The sequence below is a fragment of the Amycolatopsis sp. FU40 genome, from assembly GCF_021903635.1.
GTDB classification, from domain to species: domain Bacteria; phylum Actinomycetota; class Actinomycetes; order Mycobacteriales; family Pseudonocardiaceae; genus Amycolatopsis; species Amycolatopsis dendrobii.
In genome coordinates, this window is sequence record NZ_CP091381.1 from 6,633,611 (window position 1) to 6,652,033 (window position 18,423).

An 18,423-nucleotide genomic window follows, 5' to 3' on the forward strand; every position below is an offset into this window, starting at 1 on the left:
GGGCACCGCCGAGTTGCGTAACCGATCCAGAAGAAGCGGATGTTCATCGGCCGCACACCCTCGGCTGGTTCGGGAAGCCGCCGAACCAGCCGGGAGTCCGCGCGAAAAAGGTGACCGCCAGGCGCTCCGCCACTGATACGGTCGCGGCGATGTTCCAGTTCATCGTCCTCTTCAGCTGACGGTCCTGCGACCCGCCCCTCGCAGATCCAGCACCGGCCCGGGCGGGTCTCAGCGCGCCGTTTTCGGCGCGGGACCCCGTCAGCCGCGCGCATCGAGTCGCGCTGTGCACTGGAGAACGACGTGTCAACTGAACATCTTTCCTATTGGACCGCGCTGCGCCAGCCCCAGGTGGTGCGCTCCTTCCTGCCGAGCATCCTTGGCCGGTCGTCGCTGGCGATGTCCGGGCTCGCGCTCGTGTTCCTCCTCGAATCCGGCAGCGGATCGTTCGCCGCCGCCGGAGCCGTCACGGCCGTGCTGGGAATCGCCAACGTCGTTGCGACACCCTGGCGAGCGCGCGCCGTCGACCGTTTCGGCCAGACAGCGGTCCTGTCCGCACTGGGCGCGGTCCACACGACGACCCTCGTGGTGTTCGCCGCGAATCCGGGCGCGCCGTTGCCGTTCTTGCTGAGCCTTGGCGCAGTCGCGGGGTTGTCGCTTCCGCCGTTCGGATCGACTATGCGCGTCGTGTGGTCGGCGGCGCTTGTCAGCGGACCGCTGCGCACTCGCGGGTTGAGCCTGGACGCGGTCGCCGAAGAGCTGATTTTCGCTGTTGGGCCCTTGACCTCCGCGGTCCTCACCGCGCTCGCGGACCCGACGCTGGCGCTTTACGTCTCGGCCGGCTTCGTCGCCACGGGCAGTGGCCTTTTCGTGCTCAGTCCGCTGTCCCGGCAACAGCGCGGACACCGCGCCAAGCGAACCGCGGAAGCGCCGAAACCTTTGCGGTCGCCCGGATTTCTCCCGGTGGTGGTCGCCATCATGGCACCGGGAATCATCCTCGGCGCGGTCGAGATCGTGGCACCAGCCATGGGGACAGCCGAGGGTTCCGCGGTTCTCCCGGGCGTCGTCTTGGCCCTGTTCGCGGGGGCCAGCGCGCTCGGCGGTTTGCTGTACGGCCGCCTCACTCCGCGAATGCCGGTCGAGCGACAGCTGCTCGTTCTCGGAGCAGCGCTGATCGGCGTCAGCGCGACGGCTGGGCTCATCGGGTCCACGCCAGTGCTCGTCGTCGGCATCGGCATCGCGGGCGGCTTCATCGCGCCGCTGCTCATCGTCGGGTACCTCGCGGCTGACGCTCGCACCGATCCCACCGTGCGGACCGAAGCGAGCAGCTGGATCAACACCGCAGTCAACCTCGGTGCCGCCGCTGGCTCGGGTTTCCTCGGCGCGACGACAGAAACCACGACACCCGGCACCGCACTCGCGATCTGCACTGCGGCCGCAGCGCTCGTCCTGCTCGCCAGCGCGCCACGACGCCGTCGCGCAGTGCCGTGAACAGCCGGTCGATGCGCGTGCGGTGATCCTTCACCACCGCGCGATCCGGCTCGCCCTCGACCGCGGCGAGCTGGAACGTCCGGCTGCCGCCGACACGGATATTGACGGAGCGGCGTTTATCGCCCGCGCCCGGGCCGGAGTCGAGAAAACCGTTTGCCACCAAGCCATCCCGCTCGCTATTGCTGGACAGGACGAGGGAAGGCCGCGCGATGACGGACGAACGCAAGACTTTTGAGATCAGGGTGGGCATCTACGCGACCGAAGACCAGGCGCGAGAGCTGATCGAGCAGGTCAAGCTCCTGCTGTGCCCCGAACCCGAGCACAGTTCGCCCTGCCCGGTTCCCTGGGCGATCGGCTTGCTGTCCGAGGACGAGTTCCCGGCCGACCTCAGCTATCCGGAGCTCAAGGAGCAGTACCTGGTCGAACGAGGCAGCCAGTAGGCCTCAACCATGCCGTCAGGTTATCGCCGGATAGCGAACCAGTCTTGGAGCCAAGTCCAGGCGGTGGCAAAACTTGAGGCATGGCCGCCGCTATTCGCCGTCCGGTTCCCGGCTCTGATACCCGTCGAGCAGCAGCTTCGTAGTCAGCTCGATGTGGTCCCGCAGGGCATCGACCGTGCCCGCGACGTCTCGCTCGATCGCGCGCTCGCACATCAGCCGATGCTCCGCCGCGACGTCCCGATGGCTGTCTTCGCTTGAGGCGCGCGCCCGCGAGCAGGTCGGACTCCCATTCGATGGTGCCGTGCGCGAGGGATTCGCGCAGGACGCCGCTGCTGGCGTCGTAGTCCCCTTTGAGCGCCTCCACGCGCAGCCGGCGTCGGCGTTGAACTGGACGACGGCGGGTACTGGATGCCGTTGTTCGTCACGCTGACCGACGGAGCCCGTCTCGATGAGCCGCTGCGGCAACGGATCCTCGCGGCCATCCGCCGAGGCGCTTCGGCACGGCATGTTCCGGACGAGGTCATTGCCGCGCCAGGGATTCCGCATACTCGGGCCCGGAAGAAGCTGGAGGTTCCGGTGAAACGACTGCTGCTCGGGGATGACCAGGATGCTGTGGTCGATTCCGGCAGCGTCGACCAGCCTGAGCTTCTCGACAGGTATCGGCGCTTCCAGCACCGCCGCTCAGCCGTCCGTCAAGCAGCGCTGCACGAGCGGTCCGAACCGGCTGACCAGCTCGTCGATTGACGCTGACGCCATCGGCTCGATCCGCACGACATACCTCGCCACGGCGATGCCCAGGAGCTGGACGTTGACCATGCCCGCCCGGAACGCGGCGTCCGGGGTGTCCAGCAGGTTCGCCAGCCGCCCGGTGATCTCCCGGTCGATGTATTCGCGGAGAAGGGCGTCGGCTGGATCGCCTGCTCGGCTGAGCATGGCCAGTGGGGTCCGGCCCGAGGCGTCCAGGTTCTTCACGAGAGTCCGGACGATGCGCTCGCCGAGGCCGTCGAGCCCGCCGGCGAAGACTTCCTCGAGAGCGGGCGGGACCTGGGCGGACATCTCGATCGCCGCCGCGAAGAGGCCCTGTTTGGTGCCGAAAAAGTAGAACACCATCCCGGGGTCGACCCCCGCCTCGCCCGCGACCGCGCGCACCGTGGTGCCGCCGTAGCCGTGCTCCCGGAACAGCGCACGTGCCGCGTCCAGGATCCGCTGCTTGCTCTCCGCCCCGCTTCGCCAGCGTCCGGGCCGGGCGGGGGAACTCTGTTCTGTCATCGCCCCGGCGAGTCTAGCCGAGTTTTCTTCATCATTGGTGGAGTTTACCGGCGAGCCGCGCTAGCCTGAACTTCATCAGCGATGAAGAAACGGGGTTGCGATGAAAGTGATCGTGATCGGCGCAGGTCTGGGCGGCTTGACGCTCGCACAGGGACTGCGCCGGGCGGGGATCGACGTAGCCGTATACGAGCGAGACGGCGCGCGGGGCCGGACGCAAGGAGTAAGCCTGCACGTCGACGACCGAGGCACCGCGGCGCTGCAGGGTTGCCTGCCCTCGGCGCACGTCGCGATGATCGACGCCACCATGGGCGGCCCACGCGAGCAGACTCTCTCGCTGTCCGAAGTGGACGGATCCCTAGCCGTCGTCGGAGTTGAGCCATCCGTCGCGAGGCCTGGGCGGCAGGCGCATCGTCCGTTGCTGCGAGCGATCCTGCTGACCGGATTGGAGGTTCGCTTCGGGACCGAGTTCACGCGATTCGAGCAACTTCCGGACGGCCTGGTCCGGGCTTGGTTCGCCGATGGCAGCACCGACACTGCCGATGTCCTGGTCGGCGCGGACGGGATCGGCTCCGCAGTCCGTCGGCAATACCTGCCGCAGGCACAGGTGATCGACACCGGACGACGCATGCTCATGGGCGCGACCGCTCTGCGCCTGACACCGGAATTGCCCGACCTGATCGGCGACAACCCCGCCGTCGCACGGATACCAGACACCACGATGGTGGTGGCAGCGCTGCGATTCACCTCGCCGCCAACCGTGGCGCGACAACGGTTTCTGCCCGCCCTGCCCCACAGCGCGGTCGCCCTTGATGACTACCTGATGTGGGCTTTGCCCAGCCCGGCCGGGGATCTTCCTCGCGCCTTCCAACGGATCGTCGATAAAGCGTGGCCAGAGATGACGTCCGAACTGCGCACCGGGACGATCCCACCGATCCCCGCCTGGCCCGCGAGCCCGGTGACGGTCCTCGGCGATGCCATCCATCTAGCTCCGGGCTTCGGCGGCAACCTCGCCATGCGAGATGCGCACCGCCTTTGCCTCGCACTGGCCGAAGCGGACCGCGGGCAACTCCCCCTGCTCGACGCGATCGGCTCCTACGAAGACACGATGCGCACGTCCGTGCCCGTCCCGGCCAAGGCGCGTCGATGAGACTCGCGCTTCTGACCGAGAAGTCGTTGTCCTTGTTCGCTGCGGTGGGCGGGTGGCGAACGGTCGCCGAAGGGGTCGCGTCGCGGGTGGTGTTCCTGATCGCCTACCTGGTGACTGGTGAAATCCTGACCGCCGAACTAATCGCGGTCGGCGGAGTGGTGGTGTTCGCCGTGATACGCGTGTTCACCGACCGAAAGTACTGGCAGGCGGTGATCGGCTTGGCGATCACGGGATTGTCCGCTTTGCTGGCCGGGCGCACTGGGCAGGCAGTCGACTTCTACCTGCCCGCGGTGCTCATGCAGGTGGCCGGAGGCGCTGTGTTCCTGCTGTCGATCCTCGTGCGGTTGCCATTGGTCGGAGTAGTGCTGGGAGCAATGCGAGGGGAACGGTTCGGTTGGCGTCGGGACCCCTTGCAACGACGGCATTATCAGCTGTGCACGGGGATCTTCTTGGCGAAGTTCGTTGTCGTCACCGCGGTGTTGGTGCCGCTGTACACGCGCGGGCTGGTGACTCCGCTGGCGATCGCCACCTTGCTGAGCGGCGCCCCGGCAGCGGGAGTCTGCGGTTATCTTTGCTGGCGGTTTTTGCGGGCCCAGGGTGCGTTGGCCCGCTGAGTTTGCTTGGCCGTCAACGTATTGCGAGCAAACCGTCGCGGAGAGCGGGCAGGTAGGTCTGGTCGGTCTCCGCTTCGATCCGCAGACTTGCCCACGGCTGGTTGATCTCGATCTCGATGTCGACATGCCCGCCCCTTCTCATGGCTAGCTTGACCGAAAAGTCAACGCGGTAATCGCCATTGAGTTCGGCAGTACCGGCCAGGTCCTGCCACATGCGGTCAACTTCGTCAGCGAACCGCTCAAGGTCACCTGCGTCAAGCCAGGAATCGCGGACAGCGCTGAAACCTTCACGGGTAGCGCTGATGACGACCTGCTGGAAGCCGTCCCGACTGGGAGCAGCTTGAATCGCAAGCGACACCTCGCCCGCTCGCCAGGTCATCTCGGAGTGCATTCGAGCAGCGTAGAGCTGTCATGTGATTGCGCGGTACGGCTTTTCCTTGCCCGGCCCGAAGCGGCGCGCGCCTTGAACATGAAAGGAAACTCCGAACACAGTGGCCACGCCAGTGGCACGCCGTTCAAGGGTCTGCATCCGCACGACTTCCGACGCTATGTCGCCGCCGTGCTAGACACCGCCGGCCTGACGGCCAGGGAGGTCGCGGACCACGAAGGCATCAGCAGGACTACATGGAGCGCGGCGTGGTCGGCGAGGATGCCGGTCCCGCGCTCGGCGAACGGGCGGGACATCGAACCGCCCAAGGACGAGAGTTAAGCATGGGCTCGGCGAAAATGAGCCCCGGGACACCTCAATGACCAGCAAAGATGTGCCCCCGGCAGGATTCGAACCTGCGACACCGGCTTTAGGAGAGCCGTGCTCTATCCCCTGAGCTACGAGGGCCGTCGTGCGTTGCAGGCTACATCCTAGCGGGGCCCGCGGGCGGTGAGGTCAGGTACGCCAGTGCCATCTCCGCCGCCTCCTCCGCCCACGTTTCCCATGGACGGTCGTCCGGCCAGAATCTGCTGGTCGCGGCGCGGTGGACGCAGGCGCCGATGATCGTTCGGGCGGCCATTTTCAGGCTCTCGACCTCCGGCGGGGTGAGCGGCAGGGCTTCCAGCAGGGCGTCTTGGATCGCGGACAGGGCGGCCAGACCGCGGTCTCGGCCGTCGGAGCGTTGGGCGTCCAGGAGTTCCGGGAAGATCCGGTCGTGTTCCTCGAAGGTCTGCGCCAGGGCCGTTACGAAGGCGGTGATGATCGAGCGGAGGTCCGGGGGCGCTGAGCGGAGAGCGTCTCGGACGCTGGTTTCCAGCTCGGTCAACAGCCGGTCCTTGACGGCGCGCAGCAGTTGTTCCTTGCCGTCGAAGCGACGGTAGATCGTGCCGACCGACATGCCTGCTCGCGAGGCCACCGCGGCGACAGTGAAGGACTCCAAGCCCTGCTCGGCGAGGACTTGTTCGGCGGCGGTCAGGAGTTTCTGCAGCGCGGCGCGGCTGCGGGCTTGTTGCGGCGGGCGGAAGCCCTCGCTCGTCTCGCTCACTCGCGGCACGTTACTGGTAGCGTCGCGCATATGCGAATGATAATTTCGGTTCGCATCCAGGAGGGGGAGCCATGGTCAGCATCGAGGTGCGCAACGCCTACGTCGACTTTCCGATCTTCGACGCCAAGACCCGGTCGTTGAAGAAGCGCGTGCTCGGGAAGGTCGGGGGCAAGATCGACGGCGGAGCGAAGGTGCCGGTGATCGAGGCGCTGCGGGACGTGTCGTTCCGGCTTGGCGAGGGTGATCGGGTCGGGCTGGTGGGGCATAACGGGGCTGGGAAGTCCACGTTGTTGCGATTGTTGTCCGGGATCTACGAGCCGACCCGCGGCGGCCGGAAGGTCACGGGGCGGGTCGCGCCGGTGTTCGACCTCGGGGTCGGACTGGACCCGGAGGTGTCCGGGCTCGAGAACATCCTGATCCAGGGGCTCTTTCTGGGGATGAGCCGGCGGCAGATGGCCAAGCGGGTCGAGGAGATCGCGGAGTTCACTGAACTGGGCGACTATCTCGAACTGCCGTTGCGCACCTACTCGGCCGGCATGCGGGTGCGGCTCGCGCTCGGGGTGGTGACCACGATCGATCCGGAGATTCTGCTGCTCGACGAGGGACTCGGCGCGGTCGACGCCGCGTTCCTCGCCAAGGCGCGCGATCGGCTCAAGGACCTGGTTCGGCGGTCGGGGATTCTGGTGTTCGCGAATCACTCCGACGAACTGCTCGCGGAGTTTTGCGATACCGCGCTGTGGATGGACGAGGGGCAGGTCCGGCAGCACGGTTCGTTGTCCGAGGTCCTTGCCGCCTACAGCGGGAAGCCTGCGGCTTAGCGCGGGAGCGACAGTCCGCGCTCAGTTGCCTTGTGTTTCCTCGAAACAATGCCGGTGCGCCGTCGCGAACTCGCGGAAGCTCCGCGGCCGCTGGCCGGTGACGTCCTCGACCGTCGAGGTCACGGTTTCCGCGCCGCCGTCCAGGTACGTATTGCACACCTCGACCAGCGCCCTGGCGTGAAACGAGGACATTCCGGCTTCGGCCAACGCGGAAAGTGCTTGCTCGTTCGACATTCCGCGGTATGCGATCGGACGGCCGAGCACTTCGGACAGCACTGCCGCGGCCTCGTCGTACGTCAGCGCCTCGGGACCGCTGAGCGCGTACGCCTTGCCTGCGTGGCCGTCCTCGGTCAGCGATCGAAACGCCACGCGGGCAACGTCTTCGGCGTCCACGAAGGCGATCGGGCCGCGGATCAGCGGGCTGGCGAAGAAATTCCCGGAGCGGATGGTTCCGGCCCAGTTTCCGGAGAACGCCTGGAGATAGAAGTTCGCCCGGAGAAATGTCCAGGACAGCGGCGAGGTTTCCAGCATCCGCTCGACCGGACGGTGCAGCCGGGCGATCGGCGTGAGTTCCTCGTCCGCCCGCCACAGCGACTGTTTCACCACGTGCGAGACCCCGGCGGACACGGCGGCTTCGACCACATTGGACTCGTTGCCGGTCTGCCCGGGGCTCATCGCGCCCAGCAGGAACACCTTCGACACCCCGGCCAGCGCCGGTTGCACGGTGGCCGGATCGGACATTTCGACGGTGACCGCGTCAATTCCGTCCGCGGCGGCTTTCTTGGCCTTCTCGGCGGAATGGTAAGCGGCCCGGAACGGCACCTCGGCCGCGCGCAACTGCTTGACCAGCGCCGATCCCACGTTGCCGCTCGCACCCGTCACCAGAATCATGCGCCCCCGCCTTCGCGTGTAAGACGAGGCAGTCTAGTGGATCAGCGACCGTCCGCCGGGACAGCTTCCGCCTCGGCCCGGCGCTGCACCAGTTCCGCGACCGCCGAAGGCAGCGTGGTTTCGAAGTCGATGAGCTTCGCCCAGGTCGGCGTGACCACGACGCGGACCATGCCGTCGACGTACAGCGAGCGGATTTCGGCCTCCCATTCGACCCGCTGCTCGGCCGTCATCTCGTAGGAGCCGTTCATTTCGAGGTACTCATCCGGGATTCCGTCGACGTAGTCCAGCTCGACGCGGCCGCGGACGAGGAGGATCTTCGGCGGATGCGATTCGGTGTCGATGGTCAGCGCGACCATCGGGTTCGCCCGCAGCGACGGCAGTTTCGGAGCGTTCTTGGTGGTGCACAGGACGATCTCAGCACCATTCCAGCTGAACGCGATCGGGACGCTGCGCGGCGTGCCGTCCTTCGCGACGTAGGCCAGCCGGGCGATGTCACGGGCGAGCAGCTCACGGCTGTACGGGCGGTTCAGGACCTCGGCGACTTCCTGCGGTTCCATGACGGTCTCCTTCTCGGTCTGCGGCCTCGCTGTCGGCCAGGTGCTGCGGGGACGGAGCCGGGACGGCGTTCTCGACATTACCTCGGCAGTGACCTGAGCCACACTGATGACTAAAACACTTGTACAAGTGATTGACAGTTATCCGGCGGATGGCGTTGAGTACCTCCAGAGCCCGGAGAGGCGGGAGGCGCGGACGATGACACTCGTCGTCGTGAAGCCCGGTCTACCGGCTCTGGGTTAACTCTGCGTGAGCTTCGTTCTCAGCGTGTACACAGCGTGTGTGCAGAACAGTGGTTAACCATGACGCCCCGGCACCGGAAGGCCTGATGACCGACCCTCACGACAGACGTGCCGCCGCATCCCGCAGTGCGGCGGCACGTGGCGTCGCCGCCCGCGCCGCGGCCCGGCGAAGGCGGATCACCGGCCGGGTCGCGCTGGCCCTCGCGGCCGCGTTGACGCTCTCGCTGACCGGGTACGGCTGGGCGGCCTACCACGGCGTCGTGTCCGGGCTGCAGGTTTCCGACGTGCTCGACGGGCAGTCGACCTCCAGCGGCGGCGACACCAACATCCTCATCATGGGCCTCGATTCACGGCTCGACGAGAACGGCAACCCGCTGCCGAAGGACATCTACAACTCGCTGCACGCCGGGGACCAGCAGGACGGCGGCTACAACGCCAATGTGCTGATGCTGCTGCACGTCCCCGGCGACGGCGGCAAGGCGACCTCGATCTCGATTCCGCGCGACGATTACGTTCCGCTGGCGGGCTGTCCGGACAACGTGTGCAAGGGCAAGATCAAACAGGCATACGGGCTGGCGTTCGACGAAAAGGCCAAACAGCTCGTCTCGCAGAATGTCACCGACAAGTCCCAGCGCGAGCAGCAGGCCCGGGACGCGGGCCGCCGGGCGGAAATCGACACCGTGCGGAAATTCCTCGGCGACGTCCCGATCGACCATTTCGTCGAGGTCACCCTCGTGGCGTTCTTCGAGATCGCCCAGGTCGTCCAGCCGATCACGGTGTGCCTCAACGAGGACACCCAGGACAGCTACTCGGGCGCGAATTTCCGCGCGGGCCAGCAGGAGATCAGCGCCGAACAGGCCGTCGAATTCGTCCGGCAGCGCCGCGACAACGTGCATCCTTCGCTCAATTTCACCGACCTCGACCGTGAACGCAGGCAACAGGCGTTCATCGCCTCGCTGGCCTATCAGCTCAAACAGGGCGGGACTTTCACGAATCCGGCGAAACTCCAAGGGATCATGGACGTCGCGAAGCAGAACACCGCGGTCGACAGTTCGCTGGACCTGCTCGCGCTCGCGAAGCAAGCATCCAGCCTGACCGGCGGGAATGTCAGTTTCGTGACTCTTCCGGTCGATCATTTCGGCAAGAGCCCGTCCGGCGAAGACGTCAACTTCGTGAATACCGGGCAAATTCAGTCCCTGGTCGCGCAACTGCTGAGCGGTGCTCCGGTGCCGACGCCGGCCGCGTATGTGACCCCGATGACGCACAGCAGCAGCGTTCCCGCTCCCCCGCCCGCGTTGAGCGGCGGCGGAATCCCTTGTGTGAAATAACTTCAGCGAGGAAACCCCGCGCGCCTCAATGTCCTATCAGGACGGTTAGGGCATAATCGGCCCGGCGCGTTCATTCCCCGCGCCGAAAATCGGCGGACGGCGGTGCGCGAGTGGCTACGACACGGAACAGACGAACCCGGGTTCCGGTCGCGATCGTCGGCTGGCTCTCCCGGCCGCTGGCGTCGTTCCACCTCGTGCTCGCGCTGTGCGGGCTGCTCACGCTGCTCGGCGTGATCATGGTGCTGTCGGCGTCCTCGGCGCAGCCGGGCGGCGTGTACAGCACGTTCCAGAAACACGTCATTTTCGTCCTCATCGGCCTGGTCGCCCTGTGGGCCGGGCTGCGGGTTCCGTTGCGGCGGATCAGGTCCCTCTCGCCGATGCTGATGCTCGTGACACTGGCGATGCTCGCGCTCGTGCTCACCCCGCTCGGCGCGAAGGTGAACGGCGCGCAGCGGTGGTTCGCGCTCGGACCGCTGACGCTGCAACCGGTCGAGGTCGCGAAGGTCGCGTTGACCCTGTGGGGCGCGCACATTCTCGTGGTGAAAGCCCGGCTGCTGCACCACTGGCGACACCTGCTGGTGCCGCTCGTGCCGGTCGCGCTGCTGATGTTCGCCCTGGTCATGGCGCAGCCGAACCTCAGCGGGACGATCTCGCTCGGCATCGTGCTGCTGTCGCTGCTGTGGTTCTCCGGCGCGCCGGGACGCCTCTTCGGCGCGCTGCTGGCCGGCGGAGTGGCCGGATTCGTGGTGCTCGCGCTGGTCGCGGACTACCGGCTCGCACGCGTGCTGTCGTTCCTCTCCCCCGACGCGGACACCTCCGGTGCCGGGTACCAAGCGGTGCAGGCGCAGTACGCGCTCGCCGAGGGCGGGTTGTTCGGGGTCGGGCTCGGCCAGGGCGCGTCGAAGTGGAAGTACCTGCCGAACGTGCAGAACGACTTCATTTTCGCGCTGATCGGCGAGGAACTCGGCTTCCTCGGCTGCGCGGTGGTGCTGCTGCTGTTCGGCGGGCTCGCGCTGGTCGGCCTGCGGATCGCGACGCGCAACCTCGACCCGTGGATCCGCATCGTCGCCGCGACGATCACCGTGTTGCTGGTGGCGCAGGCGGCGGTCAACATCGGGTACGTGGTGAACGCGCTCCCGGTGACCGGGGTGACGCTGCCGCTGGTGTCGTACGGCGGGACGTCGCTGATCGTGACCATGTTCCTGTTCGGCGTGCTCGCCAGTTGTGCCCGGCACGAACCCGCGGCGGTGGCGGACTTGAACCATCTGGGGCCGGGGAAGATCGGGCGGATCCTGCGGTTGCCGGTGCCGGAGCCGTACCGGCCGGTCCGGACGCCGGGAAAGCCGACTCGTGCGCGTCGACCAGTTCGGCCTCGCTGATCAAGGTGCGCTCGCCGGGTGCCGGGACGCGGGTTGACGGCTGCGGGCTGACCCCGGCGAGCGTTTTCTCGCCATCACGCCAGGTTTCACCGTTTCGGCCAATGCCAAGCCGGTTGGTCCAACCTCCCCTGCCCAGCCACCACAGTCGCACCAAAGTCCTTCTCCAGCTCCAAAACCGAAGCGTCCTCGAGAAACCGCACCAGCAGCTGGGAGTGCGACACCACCAGCAGTTGCGTTTTCTTCGCCGCAGCGGTGATCAACGCGGCCAGCGCTGGCAGCAGGTCCGGGTGCAGGCTCGTTTCCGGTTCGTTCAGCACCAGCAGCTCCGGCGGGCGCGGGCTGAGCAAAGCCGCGGCCCACAGCAAGAAGCGCAGGGTTCCGTCGGAGAGTTCGGCGGCGCTGAGGGGGCGGAGCAGACCGTGTTGGTGGAACCGGAGGTCGAAGCGGCCGTCGGTGGTGGCTATTTCCACCGACGAGCCGGGGAACGCGTCGTCGATTGCGGCGGTCAGGGCGTCGGCGTCGGCGGATTCCTGGATGGTGCGCAGGGCCGCGGCCAGGTCGCCGCCGTCGTGGTCCAGGGCCCAGGTTCGGGTGCCGATGCGGCTTTGCCTCCCTGGGGCGTCGGCGTCGGTGCGGAAGTGGTCGTAGAACCGCCACGCGCGGACTCGGTCTCGGACGATCAGGAGTTCCGGGCAGAGGCGAGGGTCGGCGAATTCGCTCAGCATGCTGTCGGTGAGGGCGATCGAGTGGCCGCTTTCGACCCAGGCCCCGGACTCGTCGCGGATGCGGACTCTCGTACCGGAGCGGTCGGCCAGCAGCGCGGACGGGCGCAGTACTGGGCCGTGCCAGACGCATTCGCGTTTGTATTCCGGGTCCAGGTTGAAAGCCGTTGGAGAGGGCTCGCGGCTGGGCACGGGCAGGCCGAAATCCAGGGCGTAGCCGAATTCGTCGCCGGAATAGCCGAGTCGCAGGCCGACCGCGGTGGTTCGTTGCAAGGGTTGCACTGGTGACCGGCCCTCGCGGACGGCGCGGCCGATCTTTTCCGGGCCCGCCCACAGCGTTGACGGCAGGCCGCCTTCTCCGGCAAGGGCCGCGACTGCGCCGTTGCGGCCCGCGTCGGCTAGCAGGCGTAGTGCGCGGTACAGGCTCGACTTGCCGGTGCCGTTCGCGCCGACGATCACGGTCAGCTGCGAAAGCGGCAGCACCAGGTCACGCAGCGAGCGGTAGTTCTGGATCGCCAGGGTGGTCAGCACACCGTCACCTCCGCGGGCTGGCCGAAGCGCGGGAACAACTCGGGTTCGAGGAACCACGTGACGGTGCGGATTCGGTCGCCCCACGGTGCGAGGACGAGGATTCCGGCGGGATAACCCACCGTTCCGTCGGGTTCCGTGAGGTAGCAGGCGAAGGCTGGCTGGGTGTTGGCACGCGTCGGGAGCAGCCGGAACCGTCGGGTGCCGCGCCATTGCCCGAACCTGGTGAGGAACGCGGTGACGGCTTCGCGGCCGACGTACTCATGCGGAGCGGGCGGCATGGCGAGCCAGCCGTCGTCGGTCAGGAGGGCGACTACTCCTTCGACGTCGCCCTCGCTGAACGCGTCCGCGAACCGTTGCGCGATCTCCCGTTCGCGCGGTGCTGGCGGAGCAGGTTCGACGGTCTGCCGCAGCTGGGCTCGCGCACGTTGCAGGGCGCCTTTGACCGCGGTGGAGCTGGTGTCCAGCAGGTCCGCGACCTCGGCGGTCGAGTAGTCGAGCACGTCCCGGAGCACGAGGACGGCGGCTTGGCGCGGCGGGAGTTTCTGCAAGGCCCCGACGAATGCCAACTCGAAGGTTTCCTTGGCGCTGTACTGCGTGGCGGGGTCGTCCGGGGCGGGCTGCAGGCAGGTCACTTCGGTACGGCGCGTGGGCTCGGTCGGGGTGAACGGCGGCGACGGTTCGGCCGGGACGCGACGGCCGGCGTCGCGGAGGGCGTTGAGGCAGCGGTTGGTGGCGATCCGGTACAGCCAGGAGCGCACGGACGCGCGACCGGCGTAGCCGTCCAGCCCGCGCCAGGCGGCGAGAAGGGTCTCTTGCAGGAGATCTTCGGCGTCGGTGAGGGAACCGAGGATGCGGTAGCAGTGCACTTGCAGCTCGTGCCGATAGGGCTCGACCAGCTCGCGGAAGGCGTGCGCGTCTCCGGCGCGTGCGCGATCGAGGATGTCCTGGCCCACTCTCGCATCCTGCCATCGTTCCGTTTCCGGGGCGGGCGGTGTCTGTACTGGTGACCCCTGAGAAAGGCGAAACGATGAACCCTGTCGACGATCTGGCCGCGGTCCTCGATTCCACCAGCGCGCTGGTCGCGGGCGTGTCTCGCTGGGACGCGCCGACGCCGTGCCCGGAGTGGACGGTCCGCGAACTGGTGAACCATCTGGTCCTCGGGCACCGGCTGTTCACCGCCGTCCTGCGCGGCGAAGAGGGCGGCTCGCTGGACCCTCGTACCTTCGACGCGCTAGGCGACGACCCGGTGGCGGCCTATCGGGACGCCGTTGCCGGTCTGCTCGCGGCGTTCCGGCAGCCGGGGGTGCTGGAACAGGTTGTCGAGGTCCCAGCCGGGACGGTTCCGGGGATCGCCGCGGTGCAGCTGCGGATCGTCGAGGAACTCGTGCACGGCTGGGACCTCGCGCGCGCCACTGGGCAGGAGGCGAAGTTCGACGACGCCATGGTGGAGCGGGAAATCGCGTTCAGTGCGGCGAAACTCGCTGATCTTCCGCCGGAGCGAAGCCCGTTCGCGCCGCCAGTGCCGGTCGCCGAGGACGCGCCGCCGTTGGATCGGCTGGTCGCGTTGCTCGGACGGTCGCCGCGTTAGGCGACGCGGAATTCCAGGAGACCTCGCTGGTCGGTCAACGGGATGGCCGATTCCAGGACCAAACCTGCCGAATCGGCGAGGGTGCGGAACTCTTCCACCCGTCGTTCACGGCCGCCGAAATGGACCAGCATGACCAAGTCCATTTCGGTGCGCGCGTGAATTCCGCTGACCGCTTCGATGGCGAGAATCCGGCCGGACTGTCCTGCCGCCTCCGCGCACCGCTTCAGGACGAGGCGAGCGTTCTCGTCGTCCCAGTTGTGCAGGATGTCCACCAGGACATAGGCATCCGCACCAGCTGGAAGTGGATCGAAGAAGCTGCCGCCGCGGACCTCGACCCGGTCAGCGAGCCCGCGGGCAGCGAAGGCAGCGCGGGCCTCGCTCGCGGTCGGTTCGAGGTCGATCAGGTGGGCGCGCAATTTCGGATTGGCATCGAGGATCGCGGCGAGCAAATCTCCTCGACCGCCGCCGACGTCGACCACCGTGGCAAAAGAAGACCAGTCTATTCCGGCGACCACTTGCGGAATCTCCGTGCGGAACCGGTTCGTCATCTGCTGGTCGAAGGACTTCCGCAAATGCGGCTGTTCGGCGAGATCGGCCCAGAAATCCTTGCCGTAACGACGGGAGTATGCCGCCTCGCCGGTCCGGATGCTGTGCGCCAACTCGACGAAAGCGAGTTCGGCGCGACCGGCGGCACGGTCCAGGTGCAGGAGGTTGGCTACCCCGTTTTCCTTGTCCTGACAGAGATTCGCGCCGTACGCGGTCGTCAGGTAGCCCTCGTCGGTGCGCTCGACCACGCCGAGGGTGACCAGGTGGCCGAGCAGGACGTCGAGCGCGATCGGCGAGAGATCCAGTTCAGCGGCGACATCGTCGACGGTGCCAGGGGCGCGCAGCCGGTCGGGCAAGCCGAGCGTTACCGCGACTCGCAACGCCATCGGGGTCGCCAGACTGGCAGCACGGAGGAGGTGGTTCGCGTCATCACTCACGTGACCCCACTTTGCCATCCTGGTCAACCGATTTTCCGGGCATACAGCGGTATCGGCGAATTCCGCGAACCAGCCGGACGGCTGATCGCCCGCTCCGGCCGAAGCGTTCGCCGGCGAGGTCGGAGTACACAGTGGACACAATCGCACCGAAGAAGAGCGGTCTTCGATTCTCCCTGCAAGGCAACGAAATCCGGAAGCAGACAACCTGACAGAAGATCCGGACTATTTCGTCCGCTTATCCAAGCTAGCCTAAGCTGACGGGCAGTGTCCAGGCACCGCGAGGAGAACCGATGTCCCGCCCGCGCAAGGTCCGCAAGGACGCGGAGGCCAACCGTGAACGGCTGCTGTCCGCGGCTGCCGCGGCGATGCTTCGCGAAGGCCGGCATGTCCCGCTGGCCACCATCGCCGCCGAGGCCGGTCTCGGGATCGGCACGCTCTATCGCAGCTACGCCGACCGCGACGCGTTGCTCCAAGCGCTGGAGCACCGCGCGTACGGCCTGCTCAACAACCTGCTCGACCAGATCGACGACGACAGCACCGGCCTGGAGCAGGTCCGCCGCTACCTCGAAGGCACCGTGGACATCGCCGACCAGCTCGTCCTTCCGCTGCACGGCGCGCCTCCGCTGGTCACCCCGGAAGCGGTAGCGGCCCGGAAGTCGATTTACCGACGGCTCGAGTTCTTCCTCGCGACCGGCCGCGAGGACGGCAGCATCCGCGGTCCGGTCAACGCCACCGACCTCATCGCGTTCAGCACCCTGCTCACGCAGCCGAAGGCGTCCGTTCTCGACTGGACTCACCTGGCGAGACGGCAGATCGCGCACTTCCTCAACGGCCTCGCGGCCGAGGGGCCGATCGAAGTGCCTGGTCCCGCTGTCGAGCGCGACGAGGTCGAGCGGACCTTCGAAGACCGGATGAACAGTTAGAAGGTCTTCCGAACGATCGGCCATGTTACCGTCGGGCGTCGTCAAGGAGGTGGGGATGCCCGCAGCAGGCACCCGCAAACCGATGCGCGAACGGTTCCGCGAGCAGGTGCGCGAGGAGGTCAAATCCGCCGCACTCGACCAGCTCGCGGCGGGGGGCGCGCAGGCGATCTCCATCAACGCCATCGCCAAGCAGCTCGGCGTGTCCGGCCCGGCGCTGTACCGCTACTTCTCCAGCCGCGACGAACTGCTGAACGTCCTGGTCATCGACGCGTACAACGACCTCCGCGAGGCCATGGCGCAAGCTCTCGGCACCGACGCACCGGACGCGGAAGCGCGGATCCGGCTGCTGGCCGCCGCCTACCGGGGTTGGGCCCGCGAAGAGCCGCACCGGTACGAATTGCTGTTCAAGGCACCGTTCCCCGGCTACGACGCGCACGCCAAACCGCTCGCCGACGCGGCCCGCGGGCTGATGGGCGTGGTGCTAGGGGTGTTGCACGACCCCGACACCGGCGGAAAGCCGTATGACAACGAGGAAGTGCTCGACGCCCGGCGCGCGAACACCGAGAACCATCAGCTGGCAGTCGCGTTGTGGTCGCGGCTGCATGGCTTTGTCAGCCTCGAAATCGGCGGCGGCTTCACCGCGATGGGCCTCGACGCCGACGCGTTGTTCGAGACCGAAGTACAGGTGCTGACCGACCGGGTCCGCCGCGCCGGCTGATCACCGGCGGGACGCGCGTGGCTTCGCCCCCAACGCCACTGCCAGCACGGCTCCGGCGACCATGCACGCGCCGACCACCCACAAACCGGTCCGCTGCGTGCCGGTCAAGTCGCGCAGCCAGCCCGTCACGTACGGCGCGACGAACCCGCTCAGGTTGCCCAGCGCGTTGATCAACGCAATCCCGCCCGCGGCCGCCGCGCCGGACAGGAAGTTCGAGGGCAGTGCCCAGAACGTCGGCAGCGCCGCGCACACGCCCATCGCGCAGATGGTGACCGCGGTCATGGTGGCGTAAGGGTTTCCGAGGTACAGCGCGACCGGGATCGCCGCGCCGCCGACGAGCATCGGCAGCGCGACGTGCCACGTCCGTTCCCCGGTCCGGTCGCCGTGGCGCGCCCACGGGACCATCACCAGCGCACCCGCGACGTACGGGATCGCGTTCACCAAACCCGCCTGCAACACGGTGAGTTTCGTGCCGAACTCCTCGCCGAACCCGGCGATGATCGTCGGCAGGAAGAAGCCCAGCGCGTACAGGCCGTAAACCACCGCGAAGTACACGAAAGCCAGCCCCAGGATCCGCGGATGCGTGAGCGCTTTCCGCAGCGGCCAGTGGTGTTCGGCTTCCGTGGCACGGCGTTCGGCGTCGAGTTCGCTGGTGAGCCAGTCGCGCTCCTCGGCCGACAGCCACTTCGCGGTTTCCGGCCGGTCGCTCAGGCAGAACCACGTGACGACCGCCAGCAGGATCGCCGGAATGCCTTCGACGAGGAACATGAACCGCCAGCCGGACAGCCCGAAGATGCCGTGCCCGCCGCTGATCAGCAGGCTGGAGACGGTCGAGCCGATCGCGCTCGAAACCGGCACCGCGCACATGAACAGCGCGACCGCCTTCGCCCGCTGCGCCGCCGGGAACCAGTACGTCAGATACAAAATGATGCCGGGGAAGAACCCCGCTTCGGCAACGCCGAGCACGAACCGCAGCACCACTAGCGTCGTGGTATTCGGCACGAACGCCATCGCGACGGCCACCGCGCCCCAGGTGATCATGATCCGCGCGATCCAGCGGCGCGCGCCGAACCGGTGCAGGGCGAGATTGCTCGGCACCTCGAGGATCAGGTAGCCGATGAAAAAGATCCCGGACGCGAGCCCGAACGCCGTCGCGGTGAGGCCGAGTTCCTTGTTCATCCCGTTCGGACCGGCGAACCCGATGTTGACCCGGTCCAGGTAGTTGACGAAGTACAGCAGCATCAGCAGCGGCATGATCCGTACCGCCGCCTTGGCCATGACCCGGTTGCCCAGTGCGCTCGTCTTCGTCGACATG

At 67.3% G+C, this 18,423-nt stretch carries 20 protein-coding genes and 1 tRNA gene; 10 read left to right on the top strand and 11 right to left on the bottom strand.

Annotated features, from left to right (window positions below; all coding sequences use genetic code 11):
- Positions 1-300: 300 nt before the first annotated feature.
- Both L3Q65_RS31030 and L3Q65_RS31035 read left to right on the top strand, forming a co-directional pair.
- Positions 301-1,488: an MFS transporter gene (locus tag L3Q65_RS31030; protein WP_237597324.1), complete on the top strand. Its 1,188-nt coding sequence runs from the start codon at positions 301-303 to the stop codon at positions 1,486-1,488.
- A gap of 209 nt (positions 1,489-1,697) precedes the next feature.
- Positions 1,698-1,928, top strand: a complete 231-nt coding sequence (locus tag L3Q65_RS31035; protein ID WP_182889653.1) for a hypothetical protein — start codon at positions 1,698-1,700, stop codon at positions 1,926-1,928.
- A gap of 90 nt (positions 1,929-2,018) precedes the next feature.
- Here the strand turns inward: L3Q65_RS31035 and L3Q65_RS47415 are convergent, their stop codons facing one another.
- Both L3Q65_RS47415 and L3Q65_RS31040 read right to left on the bottom strand, forming a co-directional pair.
- Positions 2,019-2,141, bottom strand: coding sequence for a hypothetical protein (locus L3Q65_RS47415; RefSeq protein WP_255751042.1), 123 nt, complete (start codon positions 2,139-2,141; stop codon positions 2,019-2,021).
- A 468-nt stretch (positions 2,142-2,609) separates the two neighbouring features.
- On the bottom strand, positions 2,610-3,197 hold the full coding sequence (locus L3Q65_RS31040) for a TetR family transcriptional regulator (RefSeq protein WP_182889651.1): 588 nt from the start codon (positions 3,195-3,197) through the stop codon (positions 2,610-2,612).
- Between the two features lie 100 nt (positions 3,198-3,297).
- Between L3Q65_RS31040 and L3Q65_RS31045 the strand changes: the two genes are divergently transcribed.
- Together L3Q65_RS31045 and L3Q65_RS31050 are read left to right on the top strand one after the other, a co-directional pair.
- The gene (locus L3Q65_RS31045) at positions 3,298-4,344 is read left to right on the top strand and encodes an NAD(P)/FAD-dependent oxidoreductase (protein ID WP_237597325.1); all 1,047 of its coding nucleotides are present in this window, start codon (positions 3,298-3,300) and stop codon (positions 4,342-4,344) included.
- Complete coding sequence (locus tag L3Q65_RS31050; RefSeq protein WP_237597326.1) at positions 4,341-4,958, top strand: DUF3159 domain-containing protein; 618 nt, start codon at positions 4,341-4,343, stop codon at positions 4,956-4,958. The genes L3Q65_RS31045 and L3Q65_RS31050 overlap by 4 nt, the downstream gene beginning before the upstream one ends.
- A gap of 13 nt (positions 4,959-4,971) precedes the next feature.
- Here the strand turns inward: L3Q65_RS31050 and L3Q65_RS31055 are convergent, their stop codons facing one another.
- The 3 genes from L3Q65_RS31055 to L3Q65_RS31065 all read right to left on the bottom strand — a co-directional run bounded on the left by L3Q65_RS31055 (position 4,972) and on the right by L3Q65_RS31065 (position 6,430).
- Positions 4,972-5,349, bottom strand: a complete 378-nt coding sequence (locus L3Q65_RS31055; protein ID WP_237597327.1) for a hypothetical protein — start codon at positions 5,347-5,349, stop codon at positions 4,972-4,974.
- Positions 5,350-5,720: 371 nt separating this feature from the next.
- Positions 5,721-5,793 (bottom strand) — tRNA-Arg (locus L3Q65_RS31060).
- 16 nt (positions 5,794-5,809) lie between these two features.
- Positions 5,810-6,430 (bottom strand): TetR/AcrR family transcriptional regulator, encoded by a 621-nt coding sequence (locus L3Q65_RS31065; RefSeq protein WP_237597328.1) that lies wholly within the window; start codon positions 6,428-6,430, stop codon positions 5,810-5,812.
- Positions 6,431-6,501: 71 nt separating this feature from the next.
- Between L3Q65_RS31065 and L3Q65_RS31070 the strand changes: the two genes are divergently transcribed.
- Positions 6,502-7,248, top strand: coding sequence for an ABC transporter ATP-binding protein (locus L3Q65_RS31070; protein WP_182889645.1), 747 nt, complete (start codon positions 6,502-6,504; stop codon positions 7,246-7,248).
- Positions 7,249-7,269: 21 nt separating this feature from the next.
- Here L3Q65_RS31070 and L3Q65_RS31075 read toward each other — a convergent pair whose 3' ends face one another.
- Entirely contained in the window at positions 7,270-8,139 is an 870-nt protein-coding gene (locus L3Q65_RS31075; RefSeq protein WP_237597329.1) for an SDR family oxidoreductase, read from the bottom strand.
- Positions 8,140-8,180: 41 nt separating this feature from the next.
- Positions 8,181-8,696, bottom strand: a complete 516-nt coding sequence (locus L3Q65_RS31080) for a pyridoxamine 5'-phosphate oxidase family protein (protein ID WP_182889643.1) — start codon at positions 8,694-8,696, stop codon at positions 8,181-8,183.
- Positions 8,697-9,022: 326 nt separating this feature from the next.
- Here L3Q65_RS31080 and L3Q65_RS31085 point away from each other — a divergent pair, with 326 nt between their 5' ends.
- A complete protein-coding gene (locus tag L3Q65_RS31085) occupies positions 9,023-10,264 on the top strand; it encodes an LCP family protein (RefSeq protein ID WP_237597330.1) in 1,242 nt (413 codons plus the stop codon).
- Positions 10,265-10,374: 110 nt separating this feature from the next.
- A complete protein-coding gene (gene ftsW / locus L3Q65_RS31090; RefSeq protein ID WP_182889641.1) occupies positions 10,375-11,643 on the top strand; it encodes a putative lipid II flippase FtsW in 1,269 nt (422 codons plus the stop codon).
- An 86-nt stretch (positions 11,644-11,729) separates the two neighbouring features.
- Here ftsW and L3Q65_RS31095 read toward each other — a convergent pair whose 3' ends face one another.
- Both L3Q65_RS31095 and L3Q65_RS31100 read right to left on the bottom strand, forming a co-directional pair.
- Positions 11,730-12,896, bottom strand: coding sequence for an AAA family ATPase (locus tag L3Q65_RS31095; protein WP_182889640.1), 1,167 nt, complete (start codon positions 12,894-12,896; stop codon positions 11,730-11,732).
- Positions 12,890-13,849 (bottom strand): RNA polymerase subunit sigma-70, encoded by a 960-nt coding sequence (locus L3Q65_RS31100; RefSeq protein ID WP_237597331.1) that lies wholly within the window; start codon positions 13,847-13,849, stop codon positions 12,890-12,892. The genes L3Q65_RS31095 and L3Q65_RS31100 overlap by 7 nt, the downstream gene beginning before the upstream one ends.
- Positions 13,850-13,923: 74 nt before the next feature.
- Between L3Q65_RS31100 and L3Q65_RS31105 the strand changes: the two genes are divergently transcribed.
- Entirely contained in the window at positions 13,924-14,484 is a 561-nt protein-coding gene (locus L3Q65_RS31105) for a TIGR03086 family metal-binding protein (RefSeq protein WP_237597332.1), read from the top strand.
- Here the strand turns inward: L3Q65_RS31105 and L3Q65_RS31110 are convergent.
- A complete protein-coding gene (locus tag L3Q65_RS31110; protein WP_182889637.1) occupies positions 14,481-15,485 on the bottom strand; it encodes a methyltransferase in 1,005 nt (334 codons plus the stop codon). The two genes, L3Q65_RS31105 and L3Q65_RS31110, sit on opposite strands and share 4 nt — an antisense overlap.
- Before the next feature lie 272 nt (positions 15,486-15,757).
- Between L3Q65_RS31110 and L3Q65_RS31115 the strand changes: the two genes are divergently transcribed.
- Together L3Q65_RS31115 and L3Q65_RS31120 are read left to right on the top strand one after the other, a co-directional pair.
- Positions 15,758-16,390 (top strand): TetR/AcrR family transcriptional regulator, encoded by a 633-nt coding sequence (locus L3Q65_RS31115; protein WP_237597333.1) that lies wholly within the window; start codon positions 15,758-15,760, stop codon positions 16,388-16,390.
- A gap of 55 nt (positions 16,391-16,445) precedes the next feature.
- Positions 16,446-17,108: a TetR/AcrR family transcriptional regulator gene (locus L3Q65_RS31120; RefSeq protein WP_182889635.1), complete on the top strand. Its 663-nt coding sequence runs from the start codon at positions 16,446-16,448 to the stop codon at positions 17,106-17,108.
- On the opposite strand, the gene L3Q65_RS31125 is transcribed toward L3Q65_RS31120, so the two are convergent.
- Positions 17,109-18,422, bottom strand: coding sequence for an MFS transporter (locus tag L3Q65_RS31125; RefSeq protein WP_182889634.1), 1,314 nt, complete (start codon positions 18,420-18,422; stop codon positions 17,109-17,111).
- Position 18,423 lies beyond the last annotated feature (1 nt).

Coding starts and splice junctions, on each gene's coding strand:
- L3Q65_RS31035 (WP_182889653.1), top strand. CDS start 1,698: ATGACGGACGAACGCAAGACTTTTGAGATCAGGGTGGGCATCTACGCG.
- L3Q65_RS47415 (WP_255751042.1), bottom strand. CDS start 2,141: ATGTGCGAGCGCGCGATCGAGCGAGACGTCGCGGGCACGGTCGATGCC.
- L3Q65_RS31040 (WP_182889651.1), bottom strand. CDS start 3,197: ATGACAGAACAGAGTTCCCCCGCCCGGCCCGGACGCTGGCGAAGCGGG.
- L3Q65_RS31045 (WP_237597325.1), top strand. CDS start 3,298: ATGAAAGTGATCGTGATCGGCGCAGGTCTGGGCGGCTTGACGCTCGCA.
- L3Q65_RS31050 (WP_237597326.1), top strand. CDS start 4,341: ATGAGACTCGCGCTTCTGACCGAGAAGTCGTTGTCCTTGTTCGCTGCG.
- L3Q65_RS31055 (WP_237597327.1), bottom strand. CDS start 5,349: ATGCACTCCGAGATGACCTGGCGAGCGGGCGAGGTGTCGCTTGCGATT.
- L3Q65_RS31070 (WP_182889645.1), top strand. CDS start 6,502: ATGGTCAGCATCGAGGTGCGCAACGCCTACGTCGACTTTCCGATCTTC.
- L3Q65_RS31075 (WP_237597329.1), bottom strand. CDS start 8,139: ATGATTCTGGTGACGGGTGCGAGCGGCAACGTGGGATCGGCGCTGGTC.
- L3Q65_RS31080 (WP_182889643.1), bottom strand. CDS start 8,696: ATGGAACCGCAGGAAGTCGCCGAGGTCCTGAACCGCCCGTACAGCCGT.
- L3Q65_RS31085 (WP_237597330.1), top strand. CDS start 9,023: ATGACCGACCCTCACGACAGACGTGCCGCCGCATCCCGCAGTGCGGCG.
- L3Q65_RS31105 (WP_237597332.1), top strand. CDS start 13,924: ATGAACCCTGTCGACGATCTGGCCGCGGTCCTCGATTCCACCAGCGCG.
- L3Q65_RS31110 (WP_182889637.1), bottom strand. CDS start 15,485: ATGGCAAAGTGGGGTCACGTGAGTGATGACGCGAACCACCTCCTCCGT.
- L3Q65_RS31115 (WP_237597333.1), top strand. CDS start 15,758: ATGTCCCGCCCGCGCAAGGTCCGCAAGGACGCGGAGGCCAACCGTGAA.
- L3Q65_RS31120 (WP_182889635.1), top strand. CDS start 16,446: ATGCCCGCAGCAGGCACCCGCAAACCGATGCGCGAACGGTTCCGCGAG.
- L3Q65_RS31125 (WP_182889634.1), bottom strand. CDS start 18,422: ATGTCGACGAAGACGAGCGCACTGGGCAACCGGGTCATGGCCAAGGCG.